The organism is Hydrogenophaga sp. (assembly GCF_030656115.1).
In the GTDB taxonomy this organism is placed as follows: Bacteria; Pseudomonadota; Gammaproteobacteria; order Burkholderiales; family Burkholderiaceae_C; genus Hydrogenophaga.
The window spans coordinates 1-11,600 of the sequence record NZ_JAUSOO010000094.1 but is presented as its reverse complement, the minus strand read 5'-3'; the positions used below and the strand labels follow the sequence as shown (position 1 = coordinate 11,600).

The 11,600-nt window shown below is 66.1% G+C and carries 9 protein-coding genes, 1 other RNA gene and 2 pseudogenes; 3 read left to right on the top strand and 9 right to left on the bottom strand.

The annotated features are described in order from the left end of the window. The 3 genes from rnpB to Q7J58_RS12420 form a co-directional block, all read right to left on the bottom strand. Window positions 1-268, bottom strand: an RNA gene (rnpB, locus tag Q7J58_RS12430) — RNase P RNA component class A; the annotation flags it as partial. Window positions 269-468: 200 nt separating this feature from the next. Then, window positions 469-1,782 carry an MATE family efflux transporter gene (locus Q7J58_RS12425; protein WP_304828295.1) on the bottom strand — a complete coding sequence of 438 codons (1,314 nt, stop codon included), beginning with the start codon at window positions 1,780-1,782 and terminating at the stop codon, window positions 469-471. A gap of 105 nt (window positions 1,783-1,887) precedes the next feature. After that, window positions 1,888-2,484 carry a DUF2239 family protein gene (locus tag Q7J58_RS12420; RefSeq protein WP_304828292.1) on the bottom strand — a complete coding sequence of 199 codons (597 nt, stop codon included), beginning with the start codon at window positions 2,482-2,484 and terminating at the stop codon, window positions 1,888-1,890. A gap of 149 nt (window positions 2,485-2,633) precedes the next feature. Between Q7J58_RS12420 and Q7J58_RS12415 the strand changes: the two genes are divergently transcribed. Further along, window positions 2,634-4,463 carry an FAD-dependent protein gene (locus Q7J58_RS12415; RefSeq protein ID WP_304828289.1) on the top strand — a complete coding sequence of 610 codons (1,830 nt, stop codon included), beginning with the start codon at window positions 2,634-2,636 and terminating at the stop codon, window positions 4,461-4,463. A 100-nt stretch (window positions 4,464-4,563) separates the two neighbouring features. Next, entirely contained in the window at window positions 4,564-5,298 is a 735-nt protein-coding gene (locus tag Q7J58_RS12410; RefSeq protein ID WP_336623496.1) for a hypothetical protein, read from the top strand. Between the two features lie 72 nt (window positions 5,299-5,370). Here the strand turns inward: Q7J58_RS12410 and htpX are convergent, their stop codons facing one another. From htpX to Q7J58_RS12380, 6 genes and pseudogenes are all read right to left on the bottom strand, one after another. Then, the gene (gene htpX, locus Q7J58_RS12405) at window positions 5,371-6,240 is read right to left on the bottom strand and encodes a protease HtpX (protein ID WP_304828286.1); all 870 of its coding nucleotides are present in this window, start codon (window positions 6,238-6,240) and stop codon (window positions 5,371-5,373) included. A gap of 105 nt (window positions 6,241-6,345) precedes the next feature. Beyond that, window positions 6,346-7,749 carry a glutamine synthetase family protein gene (locus Q7J58_RS12400; RefSeq protein ID WP_304828283.1) on the bottom strand — a complete coding sequence of 468 codons (1,404 nt, stop codon included), beginning with the start codon at window positions 7,747-7,749 and terminating at the stop codon, window positions 6,346-6,348. A 49-nt stretch (window positions 7,750-7,798) separates the two neighbouring features. Next, window positions 7,799-8,419 carry a DUF3025 domain-containing protein gene (locus tag Q7J58_RS12395; RefSeq protein WP_336623494.1) on the bottom strand — a complete coding sequence of 207 codons (621 nt, stop codon included), beginning with the start codon at window positions 8,417-8,419 and terminating at the stop codon, window positions 7,799-7,801. A gap of 152 nt (window positions 8,420-8,571) precedes the next feature. Beyond that, the gene (locus tag Q7J58_RS12390) at window positions 8,572-9,381 is read right to left on the bottom strand and encodes an NYN domain-containing protein (RefSeq protein ID WP_304828277.1); all 810 of its coding nucleotides are present in this window, start codon (window positions 9,379-9,381) and stop codon (window positions 8,572-8,574) included. Beyond that, on the bottom strand, window positions 9,378-10,424 hold the full coding sequence (gene pyrC / locus Q7J58_RS12385) for a dihydroorotase (RefSeq protein WP_304828274.1): 1,047 nt from the start codon (window positions 10,422-10,424) through the stop codon (window positions 9,378-9,380). The genes Q7J58_RS12390 and pyrC overlap by 4 nt, the downstream gene beginning before the upstream one ends. 14 nt (window positions 10,425-10,438) lie before the next feature. Next, a pseudogene (locus Q7J58_RS12380) lies at window positions 10,439-11,143 on the bottom strand (LysR substrate-binding domain-containing protein); the annotation flags it as partial. A 25-nt stretch (window positions 11,144-11,168) separates the two neighbouring features. Here Q7J58_RS12380 and Q7J58_RS12375 point away from each other — a divergent pair. Continuing rightward, a pseudogene (locus Q7J58_RS12375) lies at window positions 11,169-11,600 on the top strand (hypothetical protein); the annotation flags it as partial.

Sequence of the window (11,600 nt, the reverse complement as noted above, 5' to 3'; positions counted from 1 at the left end):
CCAAGCGGCTCGGTGCTACCTACCCGCCAACTCCGCGGAACCACGTCAACGTTGGCCTATTTGGTATTGCTGCGCGTAGAGATTGCCCGTTTCACCCGAACTGAATCGGCTCGTCTCTGTTGCTCTGATCCTCACCTTAGGGCCACCCAGGTTGCCCTGACTGGCTTGTCGGTGGAGAGGTGTTACCTCCTACGCTGTCCTGTGCAGTCCGGACGTTCCTCCAGCACGCCCTTTCGGGCCCTGTGCCAGCGACGGTCTGGCGCGCTTCACCCATAGATTATCCAATAGAAAAAAGCCCCCACGCTCCGCCGCTGCGCGGGTCGCTGCCCCCCGAGGGGGCTGATCCGCCTTGGGGCGGCCCGGCGGCGGATCTGTGGCCCCCACGCTGCACCGCTGCGCGGGTCGCTGCCCCCCGAGGGGGCTGATCCACCTTGGGGCGGCCCGGCAGCGGACCGTCCTGCCGACGCTTCAAGCCAGGCGTTCGATCTTCTTGAAGCGCCACACCAGCCTGAAATAGCCGGTCTGCAGCGCCAGCATGGCCACGTAGGTCACGGGAAATGCCATCCACACGCCCTCCAGCCCGAAGCGCTGGTTCAAGCCGTAGGCCACCGGCAGTTGCACCACCAGAATGCAGGCGATGGACATGGCCACCGGCACCAGCACCACGCCGCTGGCGCGCATGATGCCGCCCACCACCGACTGGAAGCCAAACAACAGCATGCTCCACAACATGATGTGCAGCAGGTGCTCGGCCTGGGCCAGCACCTCCGGCTGCGTGATGAACAGGCCCAGCAGCCAATGGGACAGCACGTAGCCCAGCAGCACCAGCGAGCCGGTCACGCACACGTTCATCCACAGCCCCGTGCGCAGGATGGCACCCAGGCGCTCCGCCCGGCCCGCGCCGATGGCCTGAGCGCCCAGGATGGACGCGGTGATGGCGATGGACAGCGCGGGGAACTGCACGTAGTTGACGATCTGCGTGACCGCGCCGTAGGCCGCAGTGGCTTGCGAGCCGTGGCCGTTGACCAGCGACAGGATCACCAACTCCGAGATCGAGATCACCACCATCTGCAAGCCAGTGGGCAGGCCGATGCGCATCACCTGGGCCAGGATCTTGCCGTCCAGCCGCAGGGCCTTGAGCAGCGCCCGGTCGGGCGCGAGCACGCTGCCTTTGCCCCGCAGGCGCCAGACCAGGAAGCCCAGCGACGCCGCCTGGGACACAAACCCGGCCAGCGCCGCGCTCTGGATGCCCATGGGCGGCAGCCCCAGCCAGCCTTTGATCAAGGCCGGCGTCAGCACCAGACCCAGCCCGGTGGACAGCAGCAGGGCCAGCAACGGCGTCACCGTGTCGCTCACGCCGCGCAGCAGCTGCGTGTAAAGGATGACCAGCAGCAGCAGCGGCATGAGCAACATCATCACCCGCGTATAGGCGGTGGCGTCGTCGAGCACGTCGGCCGGTGTACCCAGCAGCTGCATGCCTTCACGCGCGAACACGCTGCCCAGCAGCGCCGCCACCACACCAATCAACGCACCCAGCGCCAGTGCCGCGCCCGCAATGGCCTTGACCTTGCCGGGTTCGCGCGCGCCCCAGGCCTGGCCGATCAGCACCGAAGCGCCCGCGCCCAGGCCGATCACCAGCGAGATGAAGAAAAAGAAGATCGGGAACATGCCCGACACCGCCGCCAGCGCGTGGGTGCCGAGCATCTGGCCGATGAAGATGCCGTTGAGCGTGCCCGAGAAGCTCTGCAGGAAGTTGGACAGCACCATTGGCGCCAGAAACAACAGGTAAATGCGCCACAGCGGTTTTGCTGGGCCAGAAGGATGGGGTGGCATAAAGACGAAACGTTGAAAAGTGAAAGCGGTGTGGCGTGGCTGCGCTCAGGTGGCTCAGGTCAGCGCCAGCGGCGCGGCAGCAAAGGCATCGCGGGCGAGCCAGGACAGGTGGTCCCGCACATCGGCAGGCCAGTCGGCCGTGCGGTGGGCAAAGGCCGCACCGTCTTGTGCGAACAGCGCCCGCGAAGCCTCCTCAAAACCGGGCAGGCCACCGCCGATCGCGCTCATGAAACGGTAGACCCGCTCCTTGGCCAGTCGCGGCACATCGTGCTCGGCCTGGCTGCGCCGGGCTTCGTCCACCAAGCGGCGCAAGGTGGCCGAAGCGCCACCGCGCTGCTGCGCCAGCCACGCCCAGTGGCGCGGCAGCAGCGTGACCTCGCGCGCCACCACGCCCAGGCGCGGCCGGCCCACGCCCGGTGAGGCACTCCCCATGCCGCATCCGTCGGTGAGCACGTCGGCGGTCGGTGCAGGTGCGTGGTCGGCGGGCCACGGGTGGTCTACCTGGGAACCGCTGGCGTCGTCAAACACCAGCAGCCCCCCGGCGCTCAGGTCCAGCGCACGCAGCGCTTGGTCCACCTCGGCATAGGGGCCGCTGGCGACGCGGCGGTGGCCCAAAAAAGCGGTACAGGTGGGTGGGACGGCGGTGTTCATGGCGTTTATTTTGTACGGGTCTTATTATTTTACCCGGGTTTATTTAAAATAACCACGGAGGCCACGCGCACGGAAACCCCGTCCCGGCTTTGACGACAATAGGCCGTCCTTGCTTGATCTTTGCTTGATAAACACAAGCCCTCTTCACCATGATCCGACTCTCAGAACTCAAGCTCCCGCTGGCCGACGTGCCGGCCGAACACCGCCGCGCGTCCGACGCGCCGTCCGAAACCGACGAGGACCGCATTGCGCCGCCGCATCCGGTGGAGGCCCTCACCCGGCTGGCGGCCACCGCGCTGGGCATGGCGCCCGACGGCATCGCCCACCTGCACGTCTTCAAGCGCAGCTTCGACGCCCGCAAGGCCGAGTTGCTGGCGGTGTACATCGTGGACCTGACGCTGGCCGACCCGGCGCAAGAAGCCACCCTGCTGGCACAGCACGCCGGCAACCCCCACATACACGCCACACCCGACATGGCCTGGCACCCGCCCGGCCATGCGCCGGCGCACTGGCCGGCCGACGAAGCGGACCGCCCGGTGGTGGTGGGCCTGGGGCCGTGTGGCCTGTTCACCGCGCTGGCGTTGGCGCAAATGGGGCTGAAGCCCATCGTGCTGGAGCGCGGCAAACCGGTGCGCGAGCGCACCAAAGACACCTGGGGCCTGTGGCGCAAGAAGGTGCTGAACCCCGAGAGCAACGTGCAGTACGGCGAAGGCGGTGCCGGCCTGTTTTCCGACGGCAAGCTGTACAGCCAGATCAAAGACCCGCGTTTTCTGGGCCGCAAGGTCATGCACGAGTTTGTGGAGGCCGGCGCGCCGCCCGAAATTCTCTACATGGCGCACCCGCACATTGGCACCTTCAAGCTGGTGAAAGTGGTGGAAGCCATGCGCGAAAAGATCATCGCCCTGGGCGGTGACATCCGCTTTCAGCACCAGGTGTGCGGGCTGCAACTCGCACCCGCTGGCGGTGGTGGCCACCAGGTCACCGGCCTGCAGGTGCGCCGGCTGGACACGGGCACGGTGCAAACGCTGCCCGCACGCCGCGTGGTGCTGGCGCTGGGCCACAGCTCGCGCGACACCTTTGCGCTGCTGCACGACGCGGGTGTGTTCCTCGAAGCCAAGCCGTTTTCGGTGGGCTTTCGCATTGAGCACCCGCAAAGCGTGATCGACCGCGCCCGCTGGGGCCGCCACGCAGGCCACCCGCTGCTGGGCGCAGCCGACTACAAGCTGGTGCACCACGCGAAAAACGGGCGCGCTGTGTACAGCTTTTGCATGTGCCCCGGCGGCATGGTGGTGGCCGCCACGTCCGAGCCGGGTCGGGTGGTCACCAACGGCATGAGCCAGTATTCGCGCAACGAACGCAACGCCAACGCCGGCATGGTGGTGGGCATTGAACCGGCCGACTTTCCCCAGACCTTTCCGCAAGACACGCCGCTGTGGACCGCCGCCTTCGGCGAGGCCGACGGTGCACGCTACGCCAGCGAAGCCCGAGCGCTGGCAGCGCGGGGCCAGACGCACCCGCTGGCCGGCATCGTGCTGCAGCGCGAACTGGAAGCCCGGGCCTACACCCTGGGCGGCGGCACGTACGAAGCACCGGGCCAGTTGGTGGGCGACTTTGTGGCGCAACAGCCGTCCACAGCGCTGGGCACGGTGGAGCCCTCTTACCAGCCGGGTGTGAAACTGGGCGACCTGACCCCCGCCCTGCCCGCCTACGCGATCGAAGCCATGCGCGAAGCCATTCCGGTGTTTGGCCGCAAGATCAAGGGCTACGACATGGCCGACGCTGTGCTCACCGGGGTCGAAACCCGCACCTCGGCACCGCTGCGCATCACCCGCGGGCCCGACTTCCAGAGCCTGAACACGCGCGGCCTGTACCCGGCGGGCGAGGGCGCGGGCTATGCCGGCGGTATCTTGTCAGCCGGGGTGGACGGCCTGAAAGTGGCCGAAGCGGTGGCCCGCGATGCGCTCGGCTTGCCCGCCTGAAGGTCGGGAACGGGGTGAGATACCCAAATTTACATCTGGGTCATCAAGGCTTGACACAGCCCGCGCATGCTGAAAACTCCTCATTTCAGGAGTTTTTTCCATGACAAGCATGAACCAACCCGTGTTTCCCATCATGGCCGGGCTGCTGGTGTTGGCCTCTGCCGGCACCGCCCAAGCCCAAGACGAGCAAGGCCGCGTGATCAGCAGCACCCCCGTGGTGCAGCAGGTCGTGGTGCCGCGCCAGGTGTGCCAGGAACAGGTGGTCACCGTGCCGGGCCAAAAGTCGGGTGCGGGCGCCATCATGGGCGGCATTGCCGGGGGTGCCATGGGCAATGCGGTGGGCAACGGCAGTGGCCGCGCCCTGGCCACCATGATCGGCCTGATGGGTGGCGCGATGCTGGGCAACAGCCTGGAAGGCGGTGGCCAAGACCGCACCGAGACCGTGCAGCAATGCAGCACGCAAAACTTTTATGAAAACCGCACCGTGGCCTACAACGTGGTCTACGAATACGCCGGCCGCCAGTACACCACCCAAATGCCCCAAGACCCCGGACAGTTTGTGCGCCTGAGCGTGACACCGGTGTTCAACCCGCCGCCGCCCAGCCGCTACGCGCCACCACCCCAGGTGCACTACCAGCCGGTCGTACCGATGGTGAGCCGTGTGGTGGTGGGCACGCCGTTTTACCGCGTTGGTTCGGTGACTCAAGGCGCGCATGTGAACGGTTACCCGCCGATCACCGTGCAGCCCATGCACCCGCACCACGACCGGAAAGACCACCACAAGGAACACCGGCGCGACCAGCAGGAAGAGCGTTGGGAGCGCGACTGGCGCTGAAACCAGCAAAACAGCCCAAAAAAGAAGCGACCCTCGGGTCGCTTCTTTTTTGGGCTGTTTCGTTGTACCGCGTCAGCTCTTTTGCAGCGCGGCAATGCGCTCTTCAATGGGCGGGTGGGTGCTGAACAGCTTGCCCAGCCCACCGGCAATGCCCAGCGCTTGCATGGTCTTGGGCAGTTCGCCGGGGGTCAGACCGCCCAGGCGGGCCAGCGCGTTGATCATGGGCTGCTTGCGGCCCATCAGGTTGGCGGCGCCCGCGTCGGCACGGAATTCGCGCTGGCGGCTGAACCAGGCCACGATGATGGCGGCCACGAAGCCCAGCACGATGTCCATCACGATGGTCGTGACCATGTACCCGATGCCGGGGCCGCTGCTCTGGCTATCGCCCTTGCGAAGGAAACTGTCCACGGCGTAGCCAATCACGCGGCTCAGGAACACCACAAAGGTGTTCATCACGCCCTGAATGAGCGTCATGGTGACCATGTCGCCATTGGCCACGTGGGCCACCTCGTGACCGATCACAGCCTCAACCTCTTCTTTGGTCATGCTCTGCAGCAGGCCGGTGGACACCGCCACCAGAGCCGAGTTTTTGAAGGCGCCGGTGGCAAACGCGTTGGGTGCACCCTCGAAGATGCCGACCTCAGGCATGCCAATACCCGCCTTGTCGGCGAATTTCTGCACCGTTTGCACGATCCAGGCTTCGTCGGCCGTCTGGGGCTGGTTGATGATGCGCGTTTTGGTGCTGAACTTGGCCATGGGCTTGCTGATCAGCAGCGAAATGATGGCGCCGCCAAAACCGATCACCAGCGAAAAGCCGGCCAGCGCCGTCATGTCCAGCCCGTTGGCTGTGAGAAAACGGTCCACGCCCAGAATGCGGGTGGTGACCAGCAACACCGCCATGACGGCGAAGTTGGTCAAGACAAACAACAGGATGCGTTTCATGAAATCTCCGAAGAAAGAAAAAACTGACCGAATGATAGTGGGGATCGGGGCTGCGTTTTCAAGTCAGCGCCAGCCAGGTGTACGACCCCAAAACCCTGCGGCGGTTCACACCTGGGGCAACAAAAACCGCCGCTCCCAGGCGCTCACTTCGGCCAGGTAGTTCTGGTGCTCCAGCGCCTTCACGGCCAGATAAGCCTGCACAAACCGCGCGCCCAGCAGCCGCGGCGCATGCAGGCTGTGGGCCATTTGCTCGTGGGCGGTGGAAAAGGTGCGGGGCAGGCTGCGCGGCTGGTCGTAGCCGTTGCCCTGCACCGGCGCGCCGGGTGTCAGGCGTTCTTGCATGCCTGCCAGCCCGGCAGCCAGCGTGGCGGCCATGGCCAGGTAGGGGTTGGCGTCGGCACCGGCCAAGCGGTTTTCCACCCGCCGGGCGGCGGGCGCACTCACCGGCACGCGCAGGCCGGCGGTGCGGTTGTCGTGGCCCCATTGCACCTGGGTGGGCGCCTGGCTGCCCGCCACGTAGCGGCGGTAGCTGTTGACGGTGGGCGCGTAGACCAGCATCAGGTCGGGCGTGTAGGCCTGCAAGCCGCCGATGTAGTGCAAAAACGCCTCGCTGGCCGTGCCGTCGGCGTGGCTGAACACATTGCGGCCCTCTGCATCCACCACGCTTTGGTGCAGGTGCATGGAACTGCCCGCCTCGGCGGCCATGGGCTTGGCCATGAACACCGCGTTGAGCCCGTGCTGCAAGGCGATTTCGCGCGCGGCGGTTTTGAACAAAAAAGCCTGGTCGGCCACGGCCACCGCGTCGCCGTGCAACAGATTGATTTCGTACTGGCTCGGGCCCACCTCGTGCAGCCAAGTGTCGGTGCGAATACCCAGCGTGTCGATGGCGGCGTGGAACGCGTCCCAAAACGGCGCCAACTCGTTCAGCGCGTTCATGCTGAAGGCCGACTGCCCCACCTCGGGCCGTCCGCCCCGGCCCACCGGAGCGGCCAGCGGCTGGGCCGGGTCGGTCATGGCGGCGGTCAGGTAAAACTCGATTTCGGGTGCCACCACCGGCTGCAAGCCCAGCGCCTGGTAGCGCGCCACCACCTGTTTGAGCACCGAGCGCGGCGCAAAGTCGCACAGGCTGCCGTCCATTTCCACGCAGTCGTGCACCGCCACATAGCGCGGCACGCTGGCCCAGGGCGCGGGCTTGAGGGTGGCCAGGTCGGGCACCAGGCGCACGTCGGGGTCGCTGTCGGGAAAGATGGGGTCGTCGCTGTACTCGCCCGTCACACACTGCATGGGAATGGCCTGGCAGATGCGCAGTTCGCCACCGGCTGCAAAGCTGGCGGCGGGCATGAGTTTGCCGCGCGGGTAGCCGGTCACGTCGGCAAACAGGCATTCCACGTCGCGCACGCCCGCGGCGCGAAAGTGGGCGGCGAGATGGCTGCGGTCGGCGTCCTGCTGCAGGTTGAGGTGAGCGAAGCCGTCGGTGGCGGGCGCGGTGGGTGGCGTGGGTGAAGGCATAAGGTGCCCGGTTGGGATGAGGCAGACAGTCAAAAACGGGTGGTGGTGCTCAGACGCTTGCCACCCGCTGAGGCCGAAACACCCCTGCATCGGCATAAAACGCGCGGTCTTCGTTGGCCGGCCACCAGCCGGGCACGCCCAGCACCGGCAGCGGCGTGAACGGCTTGCTAGCCAGCAGCGGCGCGTTCAGCGTCTGTGCCAGCCAGGCGTCCCAGGCCGCCAGATCGTCGCCCAAAGTCAACGGCACCGGCTCGCGCAGCACATGGGCGGTGATGGACTTGTAAGGCGACACCAGTTTTTCCAGCAAGGCATGGCCCAACAACACCAGCCGCGCCTGTGCCCACAGCGGGCGAAGGTCCACCAGCAGGCGCGTCCAGTCGCGCGCCAGCAGCGCTTCCCACAGCGCATCGGGGGCTTGCAACAAGGCAGCGTTTTCGTCCAACAAGGTCAAACCATCGCGCACCGGGCCGCGCACCTGGCCCACACCCGCCGTGGCAATTTCTGCCGCCTGCAACTGGTTCAGCCGCCGCTTGGTGAGGGGGAAGCGCATCCAGCACAAGCCGTTGAAAAAGTCGTGCAGGCCGTCGCGGGTGGGCACGGTGCCGGTGTCGAAGATGTGTGCTTCGTAGGCTGTGCCCGGGGGCAAATCGGCCTGGGGAACAAAACTCACGGGGGATATCCGCACGCAATTCAGTGCCTGGTGAACGCTGAAACCATCGGTGATCTGAAGGGCCAAGCCTTCGCCTGGGTCGCGGAAATGCGCTAGCCAAGGAGCCGACCAGTCAATCGATCGAACAGCGAACCCCTGCTCAACACATGCGCTCATGAAACGGTGGAGGCAAGAAAATGCCGCTTGTCGCGCACGCAGACTTTTGGAGTACCCGCATCACGCAGATCAAATGCACCCGTAGCCTCCAGCAATTTTGTCAACGTGGCATATCCAAAATTGCGTGAGTCAAATGAGGCCTTGTTTCCAATGTGCGTTCCAACGTGGCCGACCTTGGCCCAGCCTGTTTCGTCCTCGCTGGCAATCACTGCCCCGCGCAGCAAGCTGATCAGCTTCGCGTCCTTCTTGAGCTGATCTGGCGTAACCCGTAGCGTCTGCGCCTGTTTGGCAGGGATCCCTGCCGCGTTGGTGACGGGTATTTCAGGTGTTGCTGGCGCCTCAACAACTTCGGCGGAACCCAACCGATCCAAATACAAAAACCGGGAACAGGCATTCACGAACGGCTCGGGTGTCTTTTGGGCACCAAATCCATAGACTGCGGCACCTTTGGCACGCAAATGCATCACCAGCGGCGTGAAGTCGGCGTCCGACGAAACGATGCCAAAAGCATCTGGGCGATCTGTGTAGAGCAGCTCCAGCGCATCAATCACCATCGCCATATCGCTGGCGTTCTTGCCTTTGGAATAGTCGAACTGCTGCATGGGCCGGATCGCGTGCTCATGCAGTTTTTCTTCCCAGCCTTTCAGTTCACTCTTCTTCCAGTTGCCGTAGGCACGGCGCACATTGGTCACGCCAAAGGTGGACAGCTCGGTCAGGATCACATCAATCTTGCCGGCTGGCGCGTTGTCAGCGTCGATGAGCAGCGCTATGTGTGCCTCGGCCCGATGTGCGTCACGCCCGTTCACACCAGCTTCCAGGGCAGCGCTTCCCCCGAGCGCAGCGGCTTGAGTTCGGCCTCGCCGAAGGCAAAGCTTTCGGGTGGCGTCCAGCTTTCGCGTTGCAGGGTGATGGTGCCGGTGTTGCGTGGCAAGCCATAGAAGGCCGGGCCGTTGAAGCTGGCGAAGGCTTCGAGCTTGTCGAGCGCGTTTACCGAATCAAAGGCTTCGGCGTACAGCTCCATGGCGGCGTGGGCGGTGTAGCAGCCCGCGCAGCCGGTGGCATGCTCTTTCAGGTGGGCCGGGTGCGGCGCGCTGTCGGTGCCCAGAAAGAAGCGGTCGCTGCCGCTGGTGGCGGCGGCCAGCAGGGCCTGACGGTGGGTTTCGCGCTTCAACACCGGCAGGCAGTAATAGTGCGGACGGATGCCGCCGGTGAAGATGGCGTTGCGGTTGTACAGCAGGTGGTGCGCGGTGAGCGTGGCGGCGGTGAACGGCCCGGCTTCGCGCACGTACTGCGCGGCTTCTTTCGTGGTGATGTGTTCAAACACCACCTTGAGTTCGGGGAAGTCGCGGCGCAGCGGAATCATTTGCTGCTCGATGAACACGGCTTCGCGGTCGAACAGGTCGATGTCGGGGCTGGTGACTTCGCCGTGCACCAGCAGCAGCAGGCCGGCGCGCTGCATGGCCTCCAGCGTTTTGTAGGTCTTGCGGATGTCGGTCACGCCCGCGTCGCTGTTGGTGGTGGCGCCCGCCGGGTACAGCTTGGCCGCGACCACGCCCGCGTCTTGGGCGCGGGCGATTTCGTCGGCGGGCAGGTTGTCGGTGAGGTACAGCGTCATCAGCGGTTCAAAGCTCACGCCCTCGGGCACGGCAGCGCGGATGCGCTCGGCGTAGGCCATGGCCTGGGCTGCGGTGGTGACCGGCGGGCGCAGGTTGGGCATGATGATGGCGCGGCCAAACTGGGCAGCGGTGTGCGGCACCACGGTGCGCAGGGCGTCGCCGTCGCGCACGTGCAGGTGCCAGTCGTCGGGGCGGGTCAGGGTGATGTGGTTCAGGGGGGCTTGGGTGCTCATGTTTCTATTTTCACTCAGCGCGTGGCGGGTGGAGCCGACGCGGCGTCCAGGTGGTTTTGCAGATCGGTCCAGAACTTTTCGACCGGGCCCTTGGCTTTGCGGGCCGCGGGGCGTTCGCGGTAGATGCGGATGTCGAGCGTGGTTTCAAAGCCGCCACCGGCGGGCACCAGCTTTTTGGCGCGCACGTCTTTGCGCACCGCGCTGGACGGCAAGAAGGCCACGCCGTGCCCTTCCAGGGCCATGGCCTTGAGGCCTTCGGCCATGTCGGTCTCGTAGATGCGGTCCAGGTGCAGCGGCGTGCCGCATTGTTTGAGGATCTGGTCCACCGCGCGCCCCAGGTAAGCGCCGGGCGCATAGGCCAGGTAGGGCAAAGGCTGACCCGCGGTGCCGGGCAGCGCAAACAGCGGCCCGCCCTGTTCGTTGGGCTTCACATAAGGCGACAGCGTCTCGCGGCCCAGTGGCAGCATTTCGTAGCGCTCGGCATCGAGCTGGATGGGCTGGGCCATGTGGTGGTAGGCAATCAGCAGGTCACAACTGCCTTCCACCAGGCGCATCACGGCGTCGTGCACGTTCAGCGCGATCAGCCGGCTCTTGATGGGCCCGCAAGCCTCGCGCAAGCCCGAGAGCCAGGACGGGAAAAACGTGAACGCCAGGGTGTGCGGCACGGCGAACTCGATCACGTCTTGCGCGGCTGCGGTGTGGGCGCGCAGCATGGCGCGGGCGGCGGCCCTGGAGCCGACCGGGATGAGCGCCGTGCTCGGCGGGGACCCGGCTGAGGTGCTGGCCGCGATCGAACGTGCCGGACTGGTCCCTGCGAACGTGAACAGCCCGGGTCAGGTCGTCGCGGCCGGCGCGCTCAGCGATCTCGCCGCCCTTGCCGCCGAACCGCCGACTCGGGCGCGGGTGATCCCGCTCCAGGTGGCCGGCGCGTTCCACACCCCGTACATGGAACCCGCGCGGGCGGAGTTCGCCGCCGCAGCCGCCGGGTGGCCGGCCGCCGACCCCGCCCTCCCTCTGCTCTCGGACGCCGACGGGGCCGCGTACCGGGCCCCCGGGACATCCCACGGCGCCGGACGTGACGTGCTCGAACGCCTCGTCGCACAGGTGGTTGCGCCGGTGCGCTGGGACCTTTGCCAGCAGACCCTCGCCGCGATGGGTGTGACCGCGATGATCGAG